Source organism: Arthrobacter sp. MAHUQ-56 (assembly GCF_019710585.1).
GTDB lineage: Bacteria > Actinomycetota > Actinomycetes > Actinomycetales > Micrococcaceae > Arthrobacter.
In genome coordinates this window covers 170,164-193,825 of the sequence record NZ_JAIFZQ010000021.1, presented here as the reverse complement: position 1 = coordinate 193,825, position 23,662 = coordinate 170,164, and the positions used below count along the sequence as shown (strand labels likewise).

At 67.3% G+C, this 23,662-nt stretch carries 22 protein-coding genes and 2 riboswitches; of the genes, 14 read left to right on the top strand and 8 right to left on the bottom strand.

Translation table 11 applies throughout. The annotated features are described in order from the left end of the window. The first annotated feature begins 57 nt into the window (after nt 1-57). Both K4G53_RS18540 and K4G53_RS18535 read left to right on the top strand, forming a co-directional pair. Nucleotides 58-1,056, top strand: a complete 999-nt coding sequence (locus tag K4G53_RS18540) for a ribonuclease HI family protein (protein WP_221387145.1) — start codon at nt 58-60, stop codon at nt 1,054-1,056. Nucleotides 1,057-1,183: 127 nt separating this feature from the next. Next, the gene (locus K4G53_RS18535; RefSeq protein ID WP_221383631.1) at nt 1,184-2,176 is read left to right on the top strand and encodes an IS481 family transposase; all 993 of its coding nucleotides are present in this window, start codon (nt 1,184-1,186) and stop codon (nt 2,174-2,176) included. Between the two features lie 8 nt (nt 2,177-2,184). Here the strand turns inward: K4G53_RS18535 and K4G53_RS18530 are convergent, their stop codons facing one another. From K4G53_RS18530 to K4G53_RS18500, 7 genes are all read right to left on the bottom strand, one after another. After that, a complete protein-coding gene (locus tag K4G53_RS18530; RefSeq protein ID WP_221387144.1) occupies nt 2,185-2,472 on the bottom strand; it encodes a WXG100 family type VII secretion target in 288 nt (95 codons plus the stop codon). Nucleotides 2,473-2,574: 102 nt separating this feature from the next. After that, complete coding sequence (locus tag K4G53_RS18525) at nt 2,575-4,089, bottom strand: cell wall metabolism sensor histidine kinase WalK (protein WP_221387143.1); 1,515 nt, start codon at nt 4,087-4,089, stop codon at nt 2,575-2,577. Nucleotides 4,090-4,091: 2 nt separating this feature from the next. Beyond that, on the bottom strand, nt 4,092-4,805 hold the full coding sequence (locus K4G53_RS18520; protein ID WP_221387142.1) for a response regulator transcription factor: 714 nt from the start codon (nt 4,803-4,805) through the stop codon (nt 4,092-4,094). 62 nt (nt 4,806-4,867) lie between these two features. After that, nucleotides 4,868-5,368 (bottom strand): DUF427 domain-containing protein, encoded by a 501-nt coding sequence (locus K4G53_RS18515; RefSeq protein WP_221387141.1) that lies wholly within the window; start codon nt 5,366-5,368, stop codon nt 4,868-4,870. 21 nt (nt 5,369-5,389) lie between these two features. Then, complete coding sequence (locus K4G53_RS18510; protein WP_221387140.1) at nt 5,390-7,033, bottom strand: DNA repair helicase XPB; 1,644 nt, start codon at nt 7,031-7,033, stop codon at nt 5,390-5,392. A gap of 13 nt (nt 7,034-7,046) precedes the next feature. Continuing rightward, nucleotides 7,047-9,521: a helicase-associated domain-containing protein gene (locus K4G53_RS18505; RefSeq protein WP_221387139.1), complete on the bottom strand. Its 2,475-nt coding sequence runs from the start codon at nt 9,519-9,521 to the stop codon at nt 7,047-7,049. Nucleotides 9,522-9,531: 10 nt separating this feature from the next. After that, entirely contained in the window at nt 9,532-9,765 is a 234-nt protein-coding gene (locus K4G53_RS18500; protein ID WP_221387138.1) for a hypothetical protein, read from the bottom strand. A gap of 248 nt (nt 9,766-10,013) precedes the next feature. On the opposite strand from K4G53_RS18500, the gene K4G53_RS18495 reads away from it, so the two are divergent. Together K4G53_RS18495 and K4G53_RS18490 are read left to right on the top strand one after the other, a co-directional pair. Further along, nucleotides 10,014-10,397, top strand: coding sequence for a cold-shock protein (locus K4G53_RS18495; RefSeq protein WP_018762148.1), 384 nt, complete (start codon nt 10,014-10,016; stop codon nt 10,395-10,397). Between the two features lie 6 nt (nt 10,398-10,403). Further along, on the top strand, nt 10,404-10,982 hold the full coding sequence (locus K4G53_RS18490; protein WP_221387137.1) for a DUF3027 domain-containing protein: 579 nt from the start codon (nt 10,404-10,406) through the stop codon (nt 10,980-10,982). A 77-nt stretch (nt 10,983-11,059) separates the two neighbouring features. On the opposite strand, the gene serC is transcribed toward K4G53_RS18490, so the two are convergent. After that, nucleotides 11,060-12,190, bottom strand: a complete 1,131-nt coding sequence (gene serC / locus K4G53_RS18485) for a phosphoserine transaminase (protein WP_221387136.1) — start codon at nt 12,188-12,190, stop codon at nt 11,060-11,062. A 275-nt stretch (nt 12,191-12,465) separates the two neighbouring features. Here serC and K4G53_RS18480 point away from each other — a divergent pair, with 275 nt between their 5' ends. The 10 genes from K4G53_RS18480 (at nt 12,466) to K4G53_RS18435 (ending at nt 23,593) form a co-directional block, all read left to right on the top strand. Continuing rightward, nucleotides 12,466-13,161, top strand: coding sequence for a metal-dependent transcriptional regulator (locus tag K4G53_RS18480; protein WP_221387135.1), 696 nt, complete (start codon nt 12,466-12,468; stop codon nt 13,159-13,161). A 118-nt stretch (nt 13,162-13,279) separates the two neighbouring features. Beyond that, a riboswitch (cyclic di-AMP (ydaO/yuaA leader) is annotated at nt 13,280-13,520 on the top strand. A gap of 10 nt (nt 13,521-13,530) precedes the next feature. Continuing rightward, nucleotides 13,531-14,352, top strand: coding sequence for a M23 family metallopeptidase (locus K4G53_RS18475; RefSeq protein ID WP_221387200.1), 822 nt, complete (start codon nt 13,531-13,533; stop codon nt 14,350-14,352). A 112-nt stretch (nt 14,353-14,464) separates the two neighbouring features. Continuing rightward, nucleotides 14,465-14,659, top strand: a riboswitch (cyclic di-AMP (ydaO/yuaA leader). 70 nt (nt 14,660-14,729) lie between these two features. Further along, nucleotides 14,730-15,395 (top strand): C40 family peptidase, encoded by a 666-nt coding sequence (locus K4G53_RS18470; RefSeq protein WP_221387199.1) that lies wholly within the window; start codon nt 14,730-14,732, stop codon nt 15,393-15,395. A 162-nt stretch (nt 15,396-15,557) separates the two neighbouring features. Continuing rightward, nucleotides 15,558-16,316 (top strand): NlpC/P60 family protein, encoded by a 759-nt coding sequence (locus tag K4G53_RS18465; protein ID WP_221387134.1) that lies wholly within the window; start codon nt 15,558-15,560, stop codon nt 16,314-16,316. A gap of 271 nt (nt 16,317-16,587) precedes the next feature. Continuing rightward, nucleotides 16,588-17,088 (top strand): HNH endonuclease, encoded by a 501-nt coding sequence (locus K4G53_RS18460; RefSeq protein ID WP_221387133.1) that lies wholly within the window; start codon nt 16,588-16,590, stop codon nt 17,086-17,088. 82 nt (nt 17,089-17,170) lie between these two features. After that, on the top strand, nt 17,171-17,845 hold the full coding sequence (locus K4G53_RS18455) for a molybdenum cofactor guanylyltransferase (protein WP_221387132.1): 675 nt from the start codon (nt 17,171-17,173) through the stop codon (nt 17,843-17,845). Further along, on the top strand, nt 17,842-18,135 hold the full coding sequence (locus K4G53_RS18450) for a DUF6457 domain-containing protein (RefSeq protein ID WP_221387131.1): 294 nt from the start codon (nt 17,842-17,844) through the stop codon (nt 18,133-18,135). The genes K4G53_RS18455 and K4G53_RS18450 overlap by 4 nt, the downstream gene beginning before the upstream one ends. Further along, nucleotides 18,132-19,520 (top strand): molybdopterin molybdotransferase MoeA, encoded by a 1,389-nt coding sequence (locus K4G53_RS18445; RefSeq protein WP_221387130.1) that lies wholly within the window; start codon nt 18,132-18,134, stop codon nt 19,518-19,520. Before K4G53_RS18450 ends, K4G53_RS18445 begins: the two co-directional genes overlap by 4 nt. A gap of 49 nt (nt 19,521-19,569) precedes the next feature. After that, a complete protein-coding gene (gene fdhD / locus K4G53_RS18440; protein WP_221387129.1) occupies nt 19,570-20,445 on the top strand; it encodes a formate dehydrogenase accessory sulfurtransferase FdhD in 876 nt (291 codons plus the stop codon). 115 nt (nt 20,446-20,560) lie between these two features. Continuing rightward, a complete protein-coding gene (locus K4G53_RS18435) occupies nt 20,561-23,593 on the top strand; it encodes a glycoside hydrolase family 38 C-terminal domain-containing protein (RefSeq protein WP_221387128.1) in 3,033 nt (1,010 codons plus the stop codon). The last annotated feature ends 69 nt before the right edge of the window (nt 23,594-23,662 follow it).

Genomic DNA, 23,662 nt, shown 5'->3' with positions numbered 1-23,662 from the left:
GTGGAGCCCGGGGCGCTGCAACCTTCCATTGCCGTCCCGGTCTGGCAGGATGGACCGGTGACGATTACTGCAGCGGCTGACGGCTCGGCCTTGGGCAATCCCGGTCCTGCCGGATGGGCCTGGTATGTGAATGACGACTGCTGGCGGGCCGGCGGCTGGCCGCACGGCACCAACAACCAGGGCGAGCTAATGGCGGTCCTGGATCTTCTGCGCGCCACCGCGCACCTCCCCGGTGAGGACTTGCGGATCCTTTGCGACAGCCAGTACGTGATCAACTCCATCACTAAGTGGATGCCGGGCTGGAAACGCAAGGGCTGGCGCAAGGCCGACGGCAAGCCCGTCCTCAACGTGGAACTCCTGAAGGAACTCGACCGGGCACTGGCAGGCCGGAGCTATACGTTCGAATGGGTCAAGGGCCATGCCGGGCACGACCTGAACGAGGCCGCAGACGAGCGCGCCAGGGCCGCGGCCACGGCATACCAGCAGGGCGTAGCGGCCCGGTCCGGTCCGGGGTTCCCCGGCGCCCACCACGCTCCCGCCACCGGAGCCGGCGCGGGGGAGCACGCCCCCTCAGGCGTCGGGCTGCCCCCGGCAACCGGCAGCACACCACGTGCCGTTCCGGCACAGGTCTCCGCCTTCGATGAGCTTGACCTGTTCAGCGAATTGAACGATGAAGCACTTGAGGTCGCTGAAGCCACCCGGCAGGGCAGCGCCGTGCCGCCGGAGGCCCTCGTGGAGGAACTCGAACGCGAGCTGCTGGGCCCGCTGGTGCGCGGGGACATCGGCCGGACGGCCGTCCTGCTGCACCCGGATTTCATGGAAATCGGCAGCTCCGGGCGGATGTGGACCCGCGATGCGATGATGATGGCCCTCGAAGAGGACCCGGGGGAACGCACGGAGATCGAGATCCTGGGCGCCGACCCTGTAGGCACCGACGCTGTCCTGCTGACCTACCGCAGCTTCGCACGGTCCGGCACCACGCTGAGAAGTTCCCTGTGGGTGCTGGACGGCGGCCGCTGGCGCCTGCGGTTCCACCAGGGCACCCCCGAGGCCTAGTTGTACTGCCCAGGGACGTTGGTTCGGTGAATGTGATGACTCGCTGGAGTCGTTGAGCCAAAGGTGAGGACCTCCGGTTGCACAGTGGAGTTGCTTAGACAACCGCTGCAGCGACCAGGAGGTCCTCATGTCCCACGCTAATGCCGCTTTGACTCCACGCCAACGTTTACGCGTCGCGCGTCTGGTCGTGGACCACGGCTGGCCGGTATCCCGGGCTGCCGAGCAGTTCAACTGCTCCTGGCCGACCGCGAAACGATGGGCGGCCCGTTACGCCGCGATGGGTGAGGCGGGTATGGCTGATAGGTCCTCGTGCCCGCACAGGGTGGCCAACCGAACGCCGCAGCAGCTGGTGCGCAAGGTTGTGCACCTGCGCTGGAAGCAGCGGCTGGGTCCGGTCGCGATCGGAGCCAAGCTGGCCATGCCGGCCTCGACCGTGCACGCGGTCCTGGTCCGGTGCCGTCTGAACCGCCTTCATCACGTGGACAAGCGCACCGGAGAAGTCATCCGCCGCTACGAGCACGAGACTCCCGGAGCGATGATCCACGTCGATGTAAAGAAACTCGGCAACATCCCCGACGGCGGCGGCTGGCGCTACGTCGGCCGGCAGCAAGGCAAACAGAACCGGGCAGGAACCCTGCCAAAGTCGCGCAGCAGGCACCATAACCCGCTGATCGGGACCGCCTATGTCCACACCGTCATTGACGACCACTCACGGGTCGCCTATGCAGAGATCCACGGCGACGAAACGGCCGTCACCGCAGTTGGCGTGCTCAGGCGTGCAGTGTCCTGGTTCGCCGCCCGAGGCGTCACCGTCGAGCGGGTTCTCTCCGACAACGGATCGGCCTACAAATCCCACCTCTGGCGAGACACCTGCCGCGAGCTGGACATAAAGGCAAAGAAGACCCGGCCCTACCGCCCGCAAACCAACGGAAAGATCGAACGCTTCCACCGGACCCTCGCCGATGGGTGGGCATTCAAGCGCTTCTACGCTACCGAATCAGCCCGCAGAAACGCCCTCCCGGCATGGCTGCACCACTACAATCACCACAGGCCCCACACCGCAATCGGAGGCCACGCGCCCATCAGCCGCTTAACCAACCTGCCTGGGCAGTACACCTAGTCTGGCTATCAGCTGAAGCGCTGCGTGTTGCCCTGCTCGGCCTGGGCATACGTGGCGGCCGCAGAGGCAAGGGCCGCGTTGATCGATGCCAGGGACGCCTCCACCCGGCCCTGCGTGATGGTCCACTCGGTCATGAGCGCCTGGAAGTTAGTGGCGGCAGATCCCCGCCAGGAACCCTGCAGCTCATCCAGGCCGTACTTCATGGCCTGCACGTCTGCGCTGATCCTGTCCACGGTCGCCTGGACATTGGCGGACTTGAGCTGCAGCAGTTCGGTGTCGACGGAAATGATGCTCATGGCGTGCCTTTCGATTCGCGGCGGAGCCGCTTCCCTGCCCGGCGGTTCCGGGCTGCTGCCACGAGCCTAGGGAGCCGCAGGGCAGCGTGCCATGGCGGGCTGCTATATGTGGAAAACCCTGCCGCCGCCTTCGGCGTCCTGCCCGTCGTCCACGGCCGCCGCAGCAGCGGAATCCCCGCCGGGCGCCGGCAGTGCCTCCTCCCGCCGGGGAAGGCTTACCACCAAAGTCGCGCCGCCGCCGTCGGTCTTCTCCACCCGCACCGATCCGCCGTGGGATCCCACGATCGCCGCGACGATGGCGAGCCCGAGGCCGCTGCCGCCCGTCTCGCGCGTGCGGGAGGTGTCGGCCCGATAGAAACGTTCGAAGACCTTGGACGCGTCCTCCTGCGAAATTCCGGGCCCGTGGTCCCGGACCTCGATCACGGAGCGCGCCGCACCGTCAGCCTGCCGGACGCCGACCGCCAACTCGATAGGACTGCCTTCGGGGGTGTAACGCAAGGCATTGCCGACGAGGTTGCCCACCACTTGGCGCAGTTTGGCTTCGTCACCCAGCACCGGGGCGGGCGCGGCCGGTCCGCCGTCGAGCCCGGTCAGCGAGATCACCCGGGAACGGTCGCTGGCCTGGGTGTCCACCACCGCGTCATGGGCAATCAGCTGGAGGTCCACGGGTTTTTGCTGCAGCGGCCGCTGTTCATCGAGCCGGGCGAGCAGGAGCAGGTCCTCAACCATCGAACCCATGCGCTTGGCTTCGCTTTCGATCCGGCCCATGGCAGTGGCCACGTCCTCGTCCGTGGTCAGCGCGCCGTGGCGGTAGAGTTCCGAGAATCCGCGGATGGTCACCAAGGGAGTCCGCAGCTCGTGGGACGCGTCGGCGGCGAAGCGCCGCATCCTCGATTCCGAAGCGGTGCGGGCGGCGAAGGCCGTCTCGATGTGGGCCAGCATGGCATTCAGCGAGCTGCTGAGCCGGCCGAGTTCGGTCGCCGGGTTCTCCAATTCCACGCGGCGTGACAGGTCCCCGGCGGCGATGGCGGCGGCAGTCTTTTCCACCCGGGCCAACGGTCGGAAGGCGCGGGAAACGGTCCAGCTCGCAATGAGCGACGCCAGCAACAGCGTCAGCAGCCCCACCCCGGTGACCACCAGGGTGGCGTGCTGGAGGACGTCGTCAACGCTCTCCAGGGACAAGCCGATGACCACGACGGCGGTACTCTGGCCGTTCTGGACCGTTACCGCCACCACCCGCCAGTTTTCGCCGTCAGTTCCGCGGACCTGGTAGGGGACCGCGCCGCGTGCCTGGGCCTGGTCCACGCTGATGGAGCTGATATCGGGATGGATGTCCGGGTCCCCGCCGAACGGATACGGTTCCTCGCCGGGGGCGAAGAGGATCAGGGAATAGTCGGTGGGTACGGTCGGGTTGGGTGCCTGCAGCTGCGTGAATGAGCGCTGCTTCTTGGCCGATTCCACCGCGGCATTGAGCTTGTCATCCACCTGGGCCTGCAGGTAGCTGTGGAGCAGCGTCAGCGTCCCGGCACCGGTGACCGTCAGGGCCACAATCAGCAGCGCCATAATCATGGCCACCAGCTGCGACCGGAGCGAGGCCGCCTTCCACCGCTTGAGCAAGGTCAGCGCTTTTCTGCCGTCCGGAGCACGTAGCCGACGCCCCGCTTGGTCTGGATCAGGGCAGGGGCGGCCGGATCGATGTCCACCTTCCGCCGCAGGTAGGAAATGTAGGACTCCACGATGGAAGCGTCGCCGTTGAAGTTGTACTCCCAGACGTGGTCCAGGATCTGGGACTTGGACAGGACGCGGTTGGGGTTGAGCATGAGGTAGCGCAGGAGCTTGAACTCAGTGGGGGACAGCTCGATGACGGTGCCGCCGCGGCGCACCTCGTGGGCGTCGTCGTCGAGCTCCAGGTCATCCACCCGGATGATGGCGTCATCGTCATCCAGCAGGGGCTGCGTCCTCCGCAGCACGGCGCGGATCCGCGCCACCACTTCATCGAGGCTGAACGGCTTGGTGACGTAGTCGTCGCCGCCAACGGTGAGGCCGGTGACCTTGTCCTCGGTGTCGTCCTTGGCAGTCAGGAAGAGGACGGGGAAGTGCTTGCCGGCGGCCCGGAGCCGCCGCGTGACCGTAAAGCCGTCCATGTCAGGAAGCATGACGTCCAGCACGGCCAGGTCCGGAGTATGCGTATCGGCGGCAGCCAGGGCGTCGCGGCCGTTGGCGGCGGAGACGACTTCAAAGCCGGCGAACCGCAGGGAGGTGGAGAGCAGCTCACGGATATTGGGTTCGTCGTCCACGACGAGGAGCTTTGCTTCTGGGCCGTTCTTCTTCATGTTCCCATCATGCTCCCAGACACTGGGAGTTGTCTGGATGTCCGTTGGGAGCTTGGTGGGGGTTACCAGCCGGTGGTGCCCGCTTCACCCTTGAAGGGTCCCGTAATCCTGTCGGTGATCCAGCCGCCGTAGAATCCCCCGGCCTGGGCCCGGACCCGTTCGCCGTCCACCTCGCAGTAGTCCATCCTGCCGGGGTAGACAGCCACCCGGTCCGCCAGGGCTTCGAACCCGGCTGCCGGCTCGGGGTAGCGCCAGGCGGCCCCCTCCGCAGCCACGCCACCGCCCCGGACCGTCAGGTACCGTGCAGCACCCTTGTACTCGCAGAAGCTGCTGCCTGGTGCCGGTTCCAGGGCACCGGGGCTGAATGCCTCCAGGGGAAGGTAGTACACCGGGGGATGGCTGGTCTCCAGCACGCGCACGGAGTCGGTGGTGTCCACGATGACTTCGCCGCCCAGGACAATGCGGATCCGCTCGGTGGAGGGTTCCACCCGCGGTGGGCGGGGGTAGTCCCACACCGATTCCTGGCCGGGACCTGGGGTGACGGGGATGATTCGTGCCCTCATGGCGTACGCGTGCCGGCGGCCCTACGCCGCCGGCACGTCCTTGGCGTCCATGATCCGGTAGGCGTAGCCCTGCTCGGCCAGGAAGCGCTGGCGCTTGGCCGCGAAGTCCTGGTCCAGCGTGTCGCGCGCCACCAGCGAGTAGAAGCGGGCCGCCCTGCCGTCCTTCTTGGGGCGCAGCAAGCGGCCCAGCCGCTGCGCCTCCTCCTGCCGCGACCCGAAGGATCCGGACACCTGGATGGCCACCGATGCCTCGGGCAGGTCGATGGAGAAGTTTGCCACCTTGGACACCACCAGGGTCTGGATGTCGCCGGCCCGGAAGGCGTCGAAGAGCTTTTGGCGCTCCTTGACGGATGTCTCGCCCTTGATCACCGGCGCCTGCAGGCGTTCGCCGAGCTCGTCCAGCTGGTCGATGTACTGGCCAATCACCAGCAGCTGTTCGCCGGCATGCTGGGCCACGAGCTGTTCGACCACCAGTGTCTTGGACTCGGAGGAGGCACACAGCCGGTATTTGTCCGCATCCTCGGCCATGGCATAGGCCACCCGTTCGTCCTTGGGGAGGTCCACGCGCACTTCGACGCAGTCGGCCGGGGCAATGTAGCCCTGGGCTTCGATGTCCTTCCACGGGGCGTCGTAGCGCTTGGGCCCGATCAGGCTGAACACTTCGCCTTCCCGGCCGTCCTCCCGGACCAGGGTGGCGGTCAGGCCGAGCCGGCGGCGGGCCTGCAGGTCCGCGGTCATGCGGAAGATCGGAGCGGGAAGCAGGTGGACCTCGTCGTAGATGATCAGCCCCCAGTCGTGGCCGTCCACCAGTTCCAGGTGCGGGTAGATGCCGCCGCGCCTGGTGGTGAGGACCTGGTAGGTGGCGATGGTGACGGGGCGGACCTCCTTGAGCGCACCGGAGTACTCACCCACCTCGTCCTCGGTGAGGGAGGTCCGCCGGAGCAGTTCGTCCTTCCACTGCCGGGCGGCCACGGTGTTGGTGACCAGGATCAGCGTGGTGGTGGAACCGGTGGCCATGGCCGCGGCCCCCACGAGGGTCTTGCCGGCCCCGCAGGGCAGCACCACCACTCCGCTGCCGCCCGCCCAGAAGTTTTCGCTGGCCAGGCGCTGGTAGGGGCGCAGTTCCCAGCCGTCCTCGTTGAGGGAGATCAGGTGCGGGGTGCCGTCCACATAGCCCGCCAGGTCCTCCGCCGGCCAGCCGAGCTTGAGCAGCAACTGCTTGAGCTGGCCGCGTTGGGACGCGTGCACCACCACGGTCTCGCCGTCGATCCGTGGCCCGAGCAGCGGGGCGATCTTCTTGGCGCGGATGACTTCCTCCAGCACGGGATAGTCGTCCGTCCGCATGACCAGGCCGTGGCGCGGGTCCTTTTCAAGGCGCAGCCGGCCGTAGCGGGACATGGTCTCCTCGACGTCGATCAGCAGGGAGTGCGGAACGGGGAAGCGGGAGTACTTCAGCAGGGCGTCCAGGACCTTCTCGGCGTCCAGGCCGGCGGCGCGTGCGTTCCACAGGCCCAGCGGGGTCAGCCGGTAACTGTGCACATGTTCGGGCGCCCGTTCGAGCTCGGCAAACGGCGCGATGGCGTGCCGCGCCTCCGTGGCCAGTTCATGGTCCACTTCGAGGAGGATCGTTTTATCGCTTTGGACGATCAGGGGTCCGTCGTTCACGCGGGGGAATCCTTTACTGGCGCAGTTCCTCTGCGGCCTCGATATCGATGATGCGGTGGACGGACAGGACGCGCTCGGTCTCCCTGGCGGGGTCGAACACGCGGACCCGGCCACCGCTGACAGATAGCGGAACAACGACTTCCAGGGTGGCATTCCCCTGGCTGTCCACCACGTTCATGCTGATGCGCTGTTTCAGCCGGATCGCGCGCTGCAGCGCTTCCAGTCCCAGCTGGGTGGCCGCCTCACCACCGGATGCTGCTGCCGGGTGGTGTCCGACGGCGTCGGCTGCCCTGCGCAGGACGTCCAGCTGGGCGTCCACCTCCTCAGCTCCGGGCGCCATCCGCGGCGCCGTATAGACCGGGCGGAGCGTGTCCTGGGGAGCGGAAGGCCGCCGGCCGTGGACGGCCGGTTCCGCGCCGTCCACGGCCGGCGAGAGTCCCAGCCTCCGCAGGGCAGCGGCAGTTTCCCGCGGCGCCGCCGACGACGCCAACACCGTGGGCGCAAGCCGGACCAGGCCGAGTTCTGCGGCCTTCGGGCCGCTCAGCAACTCCTGCAGCGCCGCCTCATCCTCACTCTGGATAAAGCTGGCCATCTGCCCCACACGCAGCCTGCCGTGCCGGGAGGCGGTGTCCTCCACGAGGTATTCGAGCGGCTGGGGCACGGCCGTGGCTGAGTGCCCGCGCAGGAACTCCAGCAGGGCTGCGGCATCGTAGCCGGCGTCAAGCGCCCGCTTGATCGATGCGCTGGAGAACCGGTAGATGGTGGCCGGGCCCTGCCCCTCGGCGTCCGCCATCGCCAGGAGCTTCCCGGTCAGCTCCGGCGCCAGGTAGCCGGGGGCCACGGCGGTGAGGTCCGCCTGCAGCAGCACATGGTTCAAGGCAGCTGGCAGGTGCTCGCCAAGGATGGCCAGCGCGTCGTCCGGACGGTCCTCGGCGAGGGCGGTGCCCAGCTGGCTCAGTGCCCCCGAGCCCACAAGCCCCAGCATCCCGGCCTCGACGAGGACGCCGCGGATCAGGGAGCTGAACCGCCTGGCCATGCGCGGCTGGGACCACTCGGCACGCTGCAGGACCGCTGCGGCATCGAGCACCGGCGCTGCGCCGTCGGCGGCGGAGGCCTCGGTGGTGAGCTCATGCAGGATCTCAAGGATGCGCTTGCGGACCACAGGGGCGTCAGGACGTTGCGCGCCCGCTGACAAGGCCGGAATGGTGCTGCCGGAAGCGGAACGTGCGGCCTGGGCGCCGGGGGAGGCATTCAGCGGCTGCCCCACCAGCGACGGGACGCGCTCGCTGGCCAGCCAGGCGTTGACCAGCCACAGCCATTGTTCCTGGCGAGGGAGGTTGAGCCACTCCAGCTCCGGAGGCTGGACCCAGGATGAGGAATCGACGTCCAGCCGGATCAGCCCGGCGAGGCCAGCGAGTTCCAGCAGCAGCCCGGCCATTCCCTGGTCGATCCGGAGCAGCTCCGAGAGGCGGCGCAGCTCCCGTACTCCCACCCCGCCGCTGCGCAACGTTGCCAGCGGCTGCTCCCGGACGGCATGCAGCAGTTCGGCTACGAGCCGGAGGGTTTCGGAGATCGCGCTCAGGGCAGCGTTCCTGCGCAGCGCCGCCGTGGTCCAGCCGAGCTCCGGGACCGGGGGAGCGAGGGTGAAATCGTTGATGATGGCACCGCCGCGCAGGGCAAGCCCCACGCTGTGCGGAAGTTCAACATGGGCGGCGTCCAGCGGGACGAGCAGTCCGCGGGCAAGGAGCCAGTCAATGGGCCCGACGTCGGACCCCTCCGCGGTGACGGACGCCTTGCGTTGCGCCTGGGGGACGGCACCCATGGCCCAGTTCCGGAACCGGGCGAGCAACGCCGTCGTCCGTTCCGGGGCGTTGGCGAGGATGGACTGCAGGGCCTCCGGCGAGGAAGTCCAGTGCTGCAGAGCCAGGGCTGCCTCCATGGGCGTGGTGGCGTCATGAATGGACATGCCGCCCGCGTGCAGCTCCGAGACGATCTGCACGGCCCGCTGGGCGAACGCCGGCTGCAGGCGGACCAGCTCCGTGTAGCTGCGGCCGAGGCCGGCAGGGTAGATCCCCACAACGTCCTTCAGGCACCCAACCGGCAGGTAATAGCTGCCTTCTCCCGCCGAAGGCGTGCCATTCGGGGGAGCGGCGGGGTGTACCAGCGCCAGCTCCTGCAGGGACCCGAGGAGCTGTTCAATGGTGGCCAGGGACGAGCCTTTGATCAGCCTGCACAGCCCTTCCGCTGACGCGCTGTGCCCGGTGTCCGTGTTCGTGCACAGGTGGAGGGTTTCCAGGACCTGCATCTGTGGCCGGTTGAGCCGCTCCAGCGCCCGTTGCACGCTGACCCGGGAACTGGCCCGGGCAGCCAGTGCCGGGAAGTCCGGGACGGCGGGGGAGATCAGGTCCGGCCGCGCGTCGAAGAGCGCCCGCAACGAATCGTCGCTGCGTGCCTCCAGGTCCTTGCCAAGCGCGCGTATAAGGGACATCAGTCCAACGTTACCGCCGCTGTGGCTTTCCCGCCCGGCGCCGGGCGGCAACGCCGTCCAGTACCAACAGGAGCATCAGGACGAAGGCCGCGGGCAGGCCATAAAGCGCGCCGTAGGTGACCCAGGTGGGGGCCACTGCCCCGGCGAAGGCATAAGCCATGACCGCTCCCACGGCTGCCAGGGAAAGCACGGCAATAACGGCGGCGAGGATAGTCAGGGGCCGCCGGTATCGTGAGAGAGTCATGGACGTAACGGTACCGCGCAAGGCGGTCGAGGGCTGAACTGCCGGGTTGACGTTGAGCTGTGCAGACAACACTGTGCAGATAACGCTGAACGGGGCGGCTGGAAGCGTGATTGGCCCGCCCGGCAGGTAACCTTGAAAGATACAGACCAACACGGTTTGAAGTTGCCATACCTTGAACCCGCACAACAGGGCGGACGCGGTGGCAGCCGGCCGTGTCTCATGACAGCAGAACGAAGAAGGTTGATTACGTGCCTACCGGCAAGGTCAAGTGGTATGACAAGGACAAGGGCTTTGGGTTCCTCGCGGGCGAGGACGGCCAGGAGGTATTCCTGCCCAAGTCGTCGCTGCCCGAGGGCGTAACGGAGCTCAAGGCTGGCACCCGCGTCGAGTTCGGCGTGGCCGACGGCCGCAAGGGCGCCCAGGCCCTGGGGCTGCGGGTCCTGGACAAGACGCCGTCCATCGCCAAGGCCAAGCGTCCCAGCGCCAAGGACCTCGCACCGCTGGTGCAGGACCTGGTGACCGTCCTGGACAACCTGTCCGGGACCCTGTCCAAGGGCAAGTACCCGGACGGGAACAAAGGCAAGGCAATCGCGGCCGCCCTTCGCAAGGTTGCCGACGAGCTGGACGTCTAGCCGCCCATGGACCCCGAAGCTGAACAGCCGGGCACACCCGTGCAGGAGCAGGCTGCCAAGACTCCTGCAAACACTCCTGCCAAGGCTCCTGCCAAGCGCAAGGCCGGCGTGCCCGTGTGGCGCACCGGAAAGCCTGATGCCTTCCTGGCCGCCGCCGTCGACGCCGCCCGCAGCGCGATCGAAGGCATCACGGCGCCGGCCACGATCGGTCCGCACCTCGCCGCCAAAAGCGAAGGCGACCGCTTGGTGACGCACTTGTTCGAGTCGCGGCTGCCGGGATACGTGGGCTGGCAGTGGTATGCGGTGCTGACCCGCAACTCCCGCTCCAAGGCGGTGACGGTGAGCGAGCTGGGGCTGCTGCCGTCCGAGGATTCGATCCTGGCCCCGGAATGGGTGCCGTGGGCGGAACGTGTCCGGCCCGAGGATGCGCAGGAACCGGAGCAGGAACAGGAATCAGACGTCCGCGGCGCAGGGGAAGCGGCATCACCACCTGCGGGCGAGGCTGCCCCCGCTGCGGAAGATGCCCCGGCTGTTGACGGCAGCGGTGAGCTGACGGGCGACGACGGCCCGCAGCCGGAAGCCTAGGCGCCCCTGACCCAGGGCGATACAAAACGGCGCCGTCCGGGAGGACCCGGGCGGCGCCGTCGTGCGTCAATGCTGGACTACTTGCGCAGTTCGCCCACCACGAAGTCGATGCTGGACAGCAGCGCTGAAACGTCGTCGGGGTCGATGGCAACGAAGGTGGCAATGCGCAGCTGGTTGCGGCCCAGCTTGCGGTAGGGCTCCGTATCCACGATGCCGTTGGCGCGCAGTACCTTGGCCACCGCGGCGGCGTCCACGGACTCGTCGAAGTCGATGGTGGCGATGACGTTGGAGCGCTCGTCCGGGTTGGAGACGAACGGCGTCGCGAACTCCGAGGCCTCTGCCCAGGTGTAGATCCGGCCCGCGGAATCGGCCGTGCGGGCAGCAGCGAAGTCCAGGCCGCCATTGGAGTTCAGCCACTGCACCTGGGCGTCCAAAGTGACCAGGGTGGACAGCGACGGGGTGTTGTAGGTCTGGTTCAGCCGGGAATTGTCGATGGCGGTCTGCAGGTCCAGGAAATCCGGGATCCAGCGGCCACTCTCCTTGATCCGCGCGGCACGCTCAATGGCGGCGGGGGAGAAGAGTCCCAGCCAGAGGCCGCCGTCGGACGCGAAGTTCTTCTGCGGAGCGAAGTAATAGACATCACTCTCGCTGACGTCCACATCCAGGCCGCCGGCTGCCGACGTGGCGTCGACGAGAACCAGCGAGCCTTCGTCCGCACCGGCAACGCGTTTGACCGGGGCGGAAACACCGGTGGACGTTTCGTTCTGCGGCCAGGCGTAGACGTCCACGCCGGCTTCGGCCTGCACTGCGGGCCGGGTGCCGGGATCCGACGTGATGATGGAGGACGCATCCAGGAACGGCGCCTTGTTCGTGGCAGAGGCGAACTTCGATCCGAACTCGCCAAAGGACAGGTGCTGGGCCTTCTTCTCTACTAGGCCAAAGCTTGCGACATCCCAGAACGCGGTGGACCCGCCGACGCCGAGGACCACTTCATACCCCTCGGGCGCGCGGAAGAACTGGCTCAGGCCCTCGCGGACGGAGCCGACCAGGTTCTTGACCGGGGCCTGCCGGTGCGAGGTGCCGAGGATGGTCTTGGATACTGCGGCCAGGGCATCGATCTGTTCCTGCCGGACCTTTGACGGGCCGGCCCCGAAACGCCCATCCTTGGGCAGGAGGTCGGCGGGAATCGTGATGCTGGTTTCGCTCACAGGTGCTCCAATTCGGCGGTGACATAGCTTCAGTCCGGATATCGGACCGGACAGGTGGTGGCAGCCGGCCACCGGGTGGCAGCACAGGCCCTTCCCATTCTGCCTGAACAGCCGTAGGGGCGGGAGCCGGGGCTGTCATAGTCCAGCCAATGAGACGTACCGGAACGGCTATTCGGACAAAGTCAAAATAGGCTAAGCTTTCCTCCGGACCACGCCGCGGGAAGAGGCGATACGGTGGGACAACGCAAGGTACTGTGCTCGAGGAGCTGAACTGGATGACGGATCTGATTGACACTACGGAGATGTACCTCCGGACCATCCTGGAACTCGAGGAAGAAAACATCGTCGCCCTCCGGGCCCGCATTGCCGAGCGGCTGCGCCACTCCGGGCCCACCGTCTCCCAGACCATTGGCCGGATGGAACGCGACGGCCTCGTGGTGGTATCCGGCGACCGGCACCTGGAACTCACCGAGACGGGGCGCAAGCGCGCCACCGAGGTCATGCGCAAGCACCGGCTGGCTGAGCGGTTGCTGGCCGACGTCATCGGCCTGGACTGGGCCTACGTCCACGATGAAGCGTGCCGGTGGGAGCACGTGATGAGCGAGCGGGTGGAGCGCCGCATCTACGAAATGCTGGACCACCCCACGGAATCGCCCTATGGGAATCCCATCCCCGGACTTGCTGAACTGGGCGGACCGCCGGCTCCCGGTTTTGCGGACGGAGCCATCAGCCTGCTCGAGGCAATGAAGAGCTACGGCCCCTCCTCCGGAGTGACCATCAGCCGGCTGGCAGAACCCATCCAGGTGGAACCGGAACTGCTGGCGCAGCTCGACGAAGGCGGAATCCGGCCCGGCGCCGTTGTGGCCCTGGAGCGCGTGGGCGACTACATCTCTGTGCGTGTGCCGGGGATCGACGGTGCACTGGAACTGCCGCCGGAAGTGGCAGCACACGTCTTTGTTGCCCTCCAGTAGGGGTGCTGCGGGAAGGCTGCGCGTACCCCACCGGGCTGCGTCCATGCAAAGATAACAGAATTGTTACTTAGGGACTTAAGGCCCTATAGTTGAACCGAGCGTTGATACTTAAGCGTTACCTGATCCGGAGCCGAGCTCTGCCAGCGGATCAGGAGCACGAGTCGTAACTGGCAGAGGCGGGGGAACCACAACCGGCAGCGGGGGACTGCCTTGGGGTGAAGTCCGTCAGCAGCAAGCCTCTCCAGTGAAGGATCCTCCGGGGATACCTCTGTGCGGAAGCTTGCTTAGGCGGACCGGGTCTTTGAACTCTCTGACCCGAATCCGACAGCTAACTCCGCAGGCTTACCCAGAGAGGAACCCCACTTGACCATGCAGACCTCCCGGGGCCGCCGCCGTGCGTCCGGCCCCGCTTCGACACCCCGAGTCGTCGAGGTTGCCGCCGCGGAGCGCCCCCGCGATCCGCACCGCGACGCGCGCCGCCGCCGTGGACCCTTCCGGCAGGTTACGGAGTTTGCGGCCGCCAGTGGAATAGGCCAGAAGGCGGGCATCGCCCTTGCCGCCAGCGGTATCGCGCTGACAGTCGCCATGCCTGCCACCAGTCCCGTCATGGCCACCGACGGCGCGGGGGGCAAGCCTGTGGCAGCTTCCGCCGTCAGCCCGCAGCCCCAGATTTCCGCCGATATCGGCGCCCAGGTCGACTTCAGCCGTTCCGCCGTCGTCACCCAGGCCGATCCCGACGGGAAGCTCAAGCAGCTGCTCAGTGCCCAATCCGCCGGCTCGGTCAGCCGCGCCGCCTCGGCGGGCACACTTGCCGCCCCCCTGGCCTCCCTGGCCACCGCCTCGCCGTTTGGATACCGGGTGAGCCCCATCACGGGTGGCTCCGGGGATTTCCACCGTGGACAGGACTTCGTGGCGCAGTGCGGGACCTCCGTCCTTGCGGCTGCCACGGGCACCGTAACCTTCGCCGGCTGGCACGAGTTCGGGGGTGGGAACCGGGTGGTCATTGACCATGGCAACGGCCTGGAGACCACCTACAACCACCTCTCGTCCTTCAACGTGAAGGTGGGGCAGACCGTCTCCCGCGGCGAGGTTGTCGCCTTGAGCGGAACCACGGGCGCTTCGACTGGTTGCCATCTGCATTTTGAGGTGCAGGTCAACGGCGAAGTGGTCGATCCGATGGGCTGGCTCTAGGAAAATGACCGTCTGCTCTCAGTTTCAGGTAACGGGTCGTGACCTGAATGTGACATTCAGTCAAAACTGCTGTACCGTCTAACTCGCGTCAACTTTTCCGAAGTTGACGCTCTTGAGTGGATTGCCTAACTCTGCCACCGCTCAAGGTCCGTTCGCATTTCATCGTCTGGCAGGGGCGGGGGAACCAATTTTGGCCTTCATTTTCGAAGGCCTTGGGGTTAAGTCACGAGCTTCGCAGGAAGCACTGTGACCGGGTGACTCCCATCCGAATCCGACAGCTCACCTCGCAGGCATTGGGAGAGGCTACCTTCGTGTCTTCACGCCACACTTCTGCGCGCCACCGTGCGCAAACGGTTCGCAACAACCCCTTGGACGCCGTGTCCAAGGCCGTTAGTGCCAACGCCGGGACCGTAGGCCGCCAGGCTGCCGTTGTGGCAGCTGCTTCCGGCCTCATCCTGAGCATGGGACTGCCGGCCACCGCAGCGGACACCACCGCTGGTGTCTCCGCCTCCACTGAGTCCGGCTCTGCGCAGACCGCCCTGGCTGTCACCGCTGCGCCCACTGCCACGGTTTCCTTCGAGCGTCCCGTGGTCAAGACCACCGCCGCTCCCAAGGTGGAAACCATCCGGACCCAGTCCACCGCGGCAGACCGCACCGCCGGCCAGGATGGCTCCGTAGCCGGGAAGGCAGCGGAGGCCGTTTCGTCGGCAGCCACCTCCGGCATCGCAGCGATTGCCTACACCGGCATCGGCCACTCGTACGTCTGGGGCGGCACCAGCCCCGTGACCGGTTGGGACTGCTCCGGCTTCACCCAGTGGGTCTATGCACAGGCCGGCATCAGCATCCCCCGCACGAACGCGTGGACCGCGATGAAGCCGACGTCCACCCCGAAGCCTGGTGACCTTGTCATGCAGAACGGTGGTGCGCACGTAGGCATCTACGTCGGCAACGGCATGATGATCAGCGCCCTGAACCCCTCGCAGGGAACTTTGCTGCACGCCGTAGCGGCTACCGGCTCCTCTTCCTTCTTCACCCTGAACTAGTTCTTCGACCCCCGGGTCCTAGGGCTTTTTCTTTGCCCCCAAGCTTTTCGCTCAACACCATATCCCCGTTCGGGATGCGCCGGCGTACCCCCAAGATGCCGGCGCGTCCACACCCCTCGGACAAGCCACCGCGGTCCTGAGGAAAAACGAAAGAGAGAACTGATGACGACTCGTGCTACCGCACGGCACCGCGCCGAGGTCACCAAAACCAATTCGATCGCTGTCATTGCCAAGGCTGTCAGCGACAACGCCGGCGGCATGGGCCGCCAGGCCGCGGTCATCGCCGCCGCATCCGGCCTGGTCCTGACCAGCGGCATCGCGGCAAACGCTGCCGACGCCAACGTCAAGCGCGATTCGGCCCCCGCATCTGCACTGGAAGTCGAATCCGTCGTCGACGCGCCGATCTCCGCCGCCTCCACGATCGCCATCAGCTACGAAAAGCCTGCCGTGACCACCACGCCTGCTCCCGTGGCCGAACCCGAACCCGAGCCCCAGGTGAAGGTCCAGGAAGCAGCGCCTGCCCCGGCCACCCCGAAGGTCACTGCCAAGACGGCTTTCACTGCTGCTGCACCCGCTTCCCAGGCGTCCGCCAGCGGCAAGGGCGCGGCCATCCTGTCCGCCGCCTACGCCCAGCTCGGCGTCACGCAGGACTGCACCATGCTGGTCACCAACTCCCTGGCCGCCGTCGGCATCCACTTCCACGACTGGCCTGCCGGTTACCTGTCCCTGGGCCGCACCGTGAGTGCATCCGAAGCCCAGCCCGGTGACCTCATCTACTATGCCGACGGCGGCGCGGGCATGGCGCACATCGCCGTGTACGCCGGCAACGGCATGGCAGTCCACGGCGGCTACAACGGCAACCAGACCGTCGTCTTCAGCGCGAACGTTGGATCCGGCCCGGTCTTCATCCGCGTCAGCTAGGCATTCCGTTCGTCCGGCCACCACCGGACGCCGCGTACCCAAGGACCTCCGCCGCAAGGCGGGGGTCCTTGGAGTTTAAGTGGAGTTTAAGTACTGCCGTCCCGCCGGGCACCGGTGCAGGACGCAGCCCCTTCCCGCGCCTGGATGTGGCGCCGATTACCTGATATTGCATTTCTCTGTTTACTCTTGTGGTGTCGATCCATAGCCCGGACATGCCGAGGGCAGCCGGCCCTCGTGCCCCTGACGGGTGCGGCCGTGAAGAGGTACGTGCATGCGCACTCTCGTTCTGAATGCTGGATATGAACCGCTGGCGGTTGTTACGTTCCGCCGGGCGCTGGTGCTTGTGCTTACGGGCAAGGCGAGCGTGGTAGCCGAAGGGGACGACCCCGTCGTGGGCCCCACAGACGTCCTGGGCCGCCCGTCCGTGATCCTCCTCAACCGCTACATCCGGCCCCGGTACAACCACTCCACGGCCGTGAGCCGCCGGGGGGTGCTGCGCCGGGACGGACACAAATGCGCCTACTGCGGAAAAGCGGCGCACACCATCGACCATGTCCACCCAAAGTCCCGCGGCGGCGCAGATTCCTGGGAAAACCTGGTGGCGGCGTGCCTGCGCTGCAACAACGTCAAGGGCGACCACACCCCCTCCGAGATGGGCTGGACGCTCCGGTTTGTCCCGGAACCGCCGCATGGAACCATCTGGCAGATCAAGGAGCTGGAGAAGCCGACGCCGGCCTGGGATCCCTTCCTGCTGCCTGAACGTGCTGCCTGATCGCGCTGCTTGAACGCCCCGCCTGAACGCGCTGCCTCCTTCTCCCTTCTGCCGAGTCCGTGGCGGTGGCTACAGTGGGGGAGTGGAAGAAAGCCGCTGTGACTTTGATGCCGTAATCCTGGCCGGCGGCCGGTCCTCGCGCTTGGGCGGAGTGCCCAAGCAGGCGCTCGTCTTCCAGGGCTCGTCCCTCCTGGAGCGGTCCCTCGCCGCGGCGGCCGGCGCGGGCCGCATCGTCGTGGTGGGTGACACTGCGGCCGTTCCGGCCGGAACCTTGCCGGCCGGCCTGCTGAGGTGCCGTGAAGAACCCGCCTTTGCCGGCCCTGCCGCTGCGATTGCCGCCGGCCTGGACGCCTTGTCTGAAGCCGGAGCCACTGCCCCCTACACCTTGGTCCTCGCCTGCGACATGCCGCTGGTGTCCGAAGCCGTCACAGTGCTGCACGCCGCCCTGCTGGCAGCCCCCGGCACGCCAGGAGTCATGGCGTCCGGCCCGGATGGAAGGGCCCAGCCACTTGCGGGTTTTTATAGTACGCATGGGTTAAGAAAGGCCGCCGAAGAGATGGGCGCCCGCGGCAGGCTGGTCAACGGTTCCGTGCGGGCGCTTCTTGCTAGTCTGGACGTGCAGCTTGTCACAGTCCCCGCCGGTGCCACCGCCGACGTCGATACCTGGCAAGATGCTGCCGCACTGGGGATCGCTGCCGGGACCGGGGCGGAGGCCACATCCGGCGCGGGCGGAGCTAACGTGGGAGGCAATTCGTGAAAAGCCAGGACGAAACACTGGAAGAGTGGTGCAGGGCCCTGCTCCAGGCGTACAAGCTGGAGGACGTCCAAGTGGATATCAACGCCGTCCTTGCCCTCGCCGGCGTCGCCGCCCATTCCGTGGTCCGGCCCGCCGCGCCCCTCACCACTTATATCGCCGGTTTTGCCGCCGGGCAGGCGGCGGCCTCCAAGGGCGAAGCGGACACCGCCTCCACGGAGGCGATCCTGGCCGTGGCCCGTTCCCTCGCCGCCGACTATGATGCTGAATCCGCCGGGACTCCCGGCGGATGACGGAGGTACCCCACAGCGAAGCGGGGACGACGCAGGGCACAACCGAACCACAGCACGCCCCCCACCATCTTGCCCACACCTGGGCAGAGGCCCGGCAGGCAGCCTTTGATGCAGCCACGCCCATTTCACCCGGGCCGGTTCCCCTGCGGCTTGCCCTCGGACGAAGGCTGGCACGCGACATCGTGGCCCTGCAGGATATGCCGCACTACGCCTCCTCCGCCATGGACGGCTGGGCCGTCAACGGAAGCGGCCCCTGGATTCCCGTGGATCCCGGAACGCGCCTTGCGCCGCACCAGGCAAGTCCCATCGCGACCGGGGGGCTTATTCCTCTCGGGGCCAAAGCTGTGCTCCGCACGGAGAGTGCCCTGATGGGTGAGGACGATGAAGGACTGCCCCTTTTGATGACCGGAGGCAGCGCCCGGCCCGGGGAGCCGCGCGCGGGGGAGCACATCCGCAAGGCAGGGGAGGAAGCCCTGGAGGGCGACGTCCTGGTCAAGGCTGGTGTTGACCTCAACCCTGCCCACCTGGCACTGGCAGCCGTGGCGGGATACGACGACCTGTACGTCGAGGGAAAGCCGGTGGTGCGCCTGGTGTTCACAGGCTCGGAAGTCGTGGAACAGGGGACCCCGGCGCCCGGACAGGTCCGGGACACGTTCGGCCCGCAGCTTCCGGACGTCGTGGGGATGCTGGGCGGAATCCCCGGTGGCATGCAGAGGATCGGCGATTCCTACCCCGAGTGGCTCGCCGCCCTCGAAGACGTGGTGCCCGAGGATCCGGATGCACCCGGCCAGCCAGCCGACGTCGTCATCACTACGGGCGGAACCGGGCGCTCCGGAACGGACCATCTCAGGCGCGCCGTGGCTGAGTTGGGCGGGCGGCTGCTCATCGACGGCGTGGCAATGCGGCCCGGCCACCCGGCGGTTCTGGCCGAGCTGCCGGATGGCCGCTTCGTGCTGGGCCTGCCCGGCAATCCGCTGGCTGCCATGATGGCACTGTCCACGGTCGGGGCTCCGCTGCTCGCCGCGCTGGGACACGCCGCCATGCCGGCGGTGCAGGAGGTGCCCTGCGGAACGATGATCGAGCCCGACCCCGGACGCACGCGGCTGATGCCGTTCCGGCTGCTGTTCGGGATGGCATCCCCGGCCCAGCACACCGGACCCGGCATGATGCGCGGACTGGCGTCTGCCGACGGTGTCCTGGTGGTGCCTCCGCACGGAGTGCAGCTGGGTGAGCCCGTCCCGGCCTTCGCGCTCCCGTGGGGGCCGCCAATTCCGCCGCCGGAGGCTCCAGGCAAGCAGAAACCCCGAAGCGGGGGCAGGGCCGCCCAGCCCAAGACCAAGCCGGCGCCAGCCGGGCCCGTGGACTGGAGCGCGCTCCTCGGATGAGGTGCCCCTGTTGGTGCCATGATGGAGTTATGAACAGGCAGGGTGGAACATGGGACGCGTAACCCAGCGCCGGAAGGTGCACAAGTATGTCCTGGACGGTTCGCCCAGCGCCCTGGAGTACCCGGTCCGGCACCGGGAGGACGTCCTGGCGGTCGAGGAGCCGCTCGAAATCCGGCTGGGCAGGCTCTCCTATTCAGTGACCATGCGGACCCCTGGGGACGACTTCGACCTGGTGGCGGGGTTCCTGGTGTCCGAGGGCGTCATCTGGGCGCCCGAACAGCTGGTGTCACTGCGGTTCTGCGCGGGCGAGGATGAGAACGGCGTCCAGACGTTCAACGTGGTGGAGGCCCAACTGCGGCCGGACGTCCCACTCCCCGACACCGGGCGCAACGTCTACACGTCCAGTTCCTGCGGAATCTGCGGAACCGACTCCATTGAAGCGGTCCGGAAGTCCTCCCACTACAGTCCACGGGCGGACCCCCTGGCGGTCGACGCCGAGGTCCTTGCATCCCTGCCGGAACTGCTGCGCGCATCCCAGCGGCTCTTTGACGACACGGGAGGAGTGCACGCGGCCGGCCTGTTCAGGATCGAGGACGACGGCGGCGCGAGCCTCCTGTGCCTGCGCGAGGACGTGGGGCGCCACAACGCCGTGGACAAGGTAGTGGGGTGGGCCTTGCGCGAGGGGCTGCTCCCGCTGGCCGGGACTGTCCTCCAGGTTTCCGGCAGGGCGTCCTTCGAACTGGTCCAGAAAGCCTCCCTGGCGGGAATCCCCCTGCTGTCGGCCGTCAGCGCCCCATCCAGCCTTGCCGTGGAACTTGCCGAGGCGAACGGGCTGACCCTGGCAGGCTTCAGCCGGGGAACCAGCTTCAATGTCTATGCAGGCGTGGACCGGGTGCTCCGGCCTGTGGCAACTGCCCGCGCCTGAAAACGGCTGCGGCCTCTTTCGGCTGCGGGGGTGGTTTATCAAACTACTAACGGGTAGATTTTTGTCCATCGAATGGACACGATGATCCAGTCTCAAGCGTTGAAGAGGACCCACATTGCACGACGACCGCCGGATCACGGAAGTCCGCCTGCAGAGGTTTGTGCGCGAGCGCCTTACCCCTGCCATCTACAGCAGGACCATGCCCCTTGCCCTGAGCAGCTGGGATGCGCCGGACGAACCCGTCCCCGCGCTGGAAGCGATGAGGCAGGAATTCCAGCCGCAGGAGCACGGGGCTGCCTGGGGAAAGCCATGGGGCACCAAGTGGCTGCACCTGCAAGGGGAAGTACCTGAGTCCTGGGGCGCCGAGCCGGACACCACCCTTGAGGTGGTGGTGGACCTGGGCTTCACCATTGAAGCCCCCGGCTTCCAGTGCGAGGGCATTGCCTGGCGGCCGGACGGAACCATCATCAAGGCCATCTCGCCCAGGAACCAGTACATCCCCGTGAAGCTGCTCGGCGGCGGCATGGCCGTGGACTTCTACGTCGAGGCGGCTGCCAACCCTGACATGGCGCAGGGCTGGACCTTCGCTGCCACCCCGCTCGGAGACAAATCCACGGCGGGGGATGCGCCGCAGTACCGGCTGGGAACCATCGCCATCGCCGAGCTGAACCAGACCGTCTGGGACCTCCAGCAGGACGTCTGGACGCTGGCGGGACTCATGGAACAGCTTCCCGTGGAGCTTCCCCGCCGCCACGAAATCCTCCGGTCCCTCGAACGCATGATGGACGTGATGGACCCCGACGACGTCGCGGGCACCGCAGCGGCAGGCCGGGAAGCGCTCGCCGAAGTCCTGTCCCGGCCGGCATATGCCTCTGCGCACCAGCTGGTGGCCACGGGGCACGCGCACATCGACTCCGCCTGGCTCTGGCCGGTCCGGGAGACGATCCGCAAGTGCGCCAGGACATTCTCGAATGTCGTGTCACTGATGGATGAAAACCCCGGCTTCATCTTCTCCTGCTCCTCTGCGCAGCAGTTCGCCTGGATCAAGGAGTTCTACCCGGAGCTTTTCAGCCGGATCCGGGAAAAGGTCCGGGCCGGCCAGTTCGTTCCCGTGGGCGGCATGTGGGTCGAATCCGATACCAACATGCCCGGTGGCGAGGCCATGGCCCGGCAGTTCGTGGAGGGCAAGGGATTCTTCCTGTCCGAGTTCGGTGTCGAATGCCGGGAGGCATGGCTGCCGGACTCGTTCGGTTACTCCGCCGCCCTGCCGCAGATCGTCAAGGCCGCGGGCAGCCGCTGGTTCCTGACACAGAAGATCTCCTGGAACCAGACCAACCGGATGCCGCACCACACCTTCAACTGGGAGGGCATCGACGGCACCCGCCTGTTCACGCACTTCCCCCCGGTGGACACCTACAATTCCGACCTCAGCGCCCGGGACCTGGCCCACGCCGAACGGAATTACCGCGACCACGGACGCGGCAGCGTGTCGCTGGTGCCCTTTGGCTACGGCGACGGCGGCGGCGGTCCCACCCGCGAGATGCTGGCTGCCGCTGCCCGCGCCGCGGACCTGGAAGGATCACCCAAGGTCCGGATCGGCTCCCCGGAGAGCTTCTTCCGCCAGGCCGAGGAAGACTATCGTGCGCTTCCGGTCTGGGTGGGTGAGATGTACCTGGAGCTGCACCGTGGCACCTACACCAGCCAGGCGCGGACCAAGAAGGGCAACCGGCGCAGCGAACACCTGCTGCGCGAAGCGGAGCTGTGGTGCACCACGGCCGCTGTCCGGTGCGGCGAGGCCTATCACTATCCTGCCGCGGAATTGAAGCGGCTCTGGCAGCTGGTGCTGCTGCAGCAGTTCCACGACATCCTTCCAGGCAGTGCCATTGCGTGGGTCCACCAGGACGCCGAACGCAACTACCAGGCCATCGAAACCGCACTCGAAGCCATCATCGGCCAGGCTGCGGCAGCACTGCTTGGCCCTGGTGACAGGCAATTCCTGCTCAACGCCGCGCCGCACGCACGCAACGGGGTTCCAGCCCTGGCGGCGGGGAAGCCCGGGGAACCGGCGGAGCCGGCATCGGGTACAGCGTCCGGCGGCGGCTATATCCTGGACAACGGCATCATCCGCGCCGTCCTGGATGCCGACGGCCTCCTCACCTCCCTGCGCGACCATGCCACCGGCCGGGAAGCCATCGCCCCGGGTCAGCGGGGCAACCTGCTGGAGCTGCACCGCGACACCCCCAACGAATGGGACGCCTGGGACATTGACGAGTTCTACCGGCGCAATGTCACGCCCCTGGACCGGGCACAAGCGGTCCGGTTGGAGTGCGAGGGCGGCAGCGCCGTCGTCGTGGTGGAACGACTGGCCGGGACATCGCCCCTGACCCAGCGCATCACGCTGGCGCCGGGAAGCCCTTCCCTGCACATCACCACGTCGGTGGACTGGCAGGAGCGCGAGAAGCTGCTCAAGCTCGGCTTCCCGCTGGACGTCAGGGCTGACCGGTCGGCGGCGGAAACCCAGTTCGGGCACGTCTTCCGCCCCACGCACACCAACACCTCCTGGGAGGCGGCGAAGTTCGAAATCTGCGCCCACCGGTGGATCCATGTGGGCGAACCAGGCTACGGCGTTGCCGTGTCCAACGCGTCCACGTACGGGCATGATGTTGCCAGGAGCATCAGGGATTCCGACGGCGGGACCACCACCACGGTGCGCCTCTCGCTGCTGCGGGCCCCCAAGTTCCCCGACCCGGAAGCGGACCGTGGACGCCATGAGCTTGCGGTGACCATCCGCCCGGGGGCGGACATCATGGACGCGGTGCAGGAGGGTTACCGGACCAACCTGGCGCCGCGGCTGGTCCGGGGTGGCTCGCCGGTGGAGGCACTGTTCTCGGTCTCCAGTCCTGCCGTGGTGGTTGAGGCCGTCAAGCTTGCCGAGGATGGTTCCGGTGACGTTGTGGTCCGGCTGTACGAGTCGCTGGGGCAGCGCTCCACAGCGAGGGTCTCGGCCCACTTCCCGGTACGGGGTGTCCTGGCGACGGACCTCCTGGAACGCCCGGTCGAGGCGCCCGGAGTGGCGGCGACGGAAACAGGGGCGGAGCTGAACCTGCGGCCGTTCCAGCTGGTGACGCTGCGGTTTGCCCGCGGCTAGGCTGCCGTAAAGGGCCTTAAACAGGCTGAGTGGGGGCGGTCCCCAACGGCCGCCACCACTCATCCCCCC

Excerpts from the sequence above, each read along its gene's own strand:
- K4G53_RS18535 (WP_221383631.1), top strand. The coding sequence starts at position 1,184 with ATGTCCCACGCTAATGCCGCTTTGACTCCACGCCAACGTTTACGCGTC.
- K4G53_RS18530 (WP_221387144.1), bottom strand. The coding sequence starts at position 2,472 with ATGAGCATCATTTCCGTCGACACCGAACTGCTGCAGCTCAAGTCCGCC.
- K4G53_RS18520 (WP_221387142.1), bottom strand. The coding sequence starts at position 4,805 with ATGAAGAAGAACGGCCCAGAAGCAAAGCTCCTCGTCGTGGACGACGAA.
- K4G53_RS18515 (WP_221387141.1), bottom strand. The coding sequence starts at position 5,368 with ATGAGGGCACGAATCATCCCCGTCACCCCAGGTCCCGGCCAGGAATCG.
- K4G53_RS18505 (WP_221387139.1), bottom strand. The coding sequence starts at position 9,521 with ATGTCCCTTATACGCGCGCTTGGCAAGGACCTGGAGGCACGCAGCGAC.
- K4G53_RS18500 (WP_221387138.1), bottom strand. The coding sequence starts at position 9,765 with ATGACTCTCTCACGATACCGGCGGCCCCTGACTATCCTCGCCGCCGTT.
- K4G53_RS18490 (WP_221387137.1), top strand. The coding sequence starts at position 10,404 with ATGGACCCCGAAGCTGAACAGCCGGGCACACCCGTGCAGGAGCAGGCT.
- K4G53_RS18480 (WP_221387135.1), top strand. The coding sequence starts at position 12,466 with ATGACGGATCTGATTGACACTACGGAGATGTACCTCCGGACCATCCTG.
- K4G53_RS18475 (WP_221387200.1), top strand. The coding sequence starts at position 13,531 with ATGCAGACCTCCCGGGGCCGCCGCCGTGCGTCCGGCCCCGCTTCGACA.
- K4G53_RS18465 (WP_221387134.1), top strand. The coding sequence starts at position 15,558 with ATGACGACTCGTGCTACCGCACGGCACCGCGCCGAGGTCACCAAAACC.
- K4G53_RS18460 (WP_221387133.1), top strand. The coding sequence starts at position 16,588 with ATGCGCACTCTCGTTCTGAATGCTGGATATGAACCGCTGGCGGTTGTT.
- K4G53_RS18445 (WP_221387130.1), top strand. The coding sequence starts at position 18,132 with ATGACGGAGGTACCCCACAGCGAAGCGGGGACGACGCAGGGCACAACC.
- fdhD (WP_221387129.1), top strand. The coding sequence starts at position 19,570 with ATGGGACGCGTAACCCAGCGCCGGAAGGTGCACAAGTATGTCCTGGAC.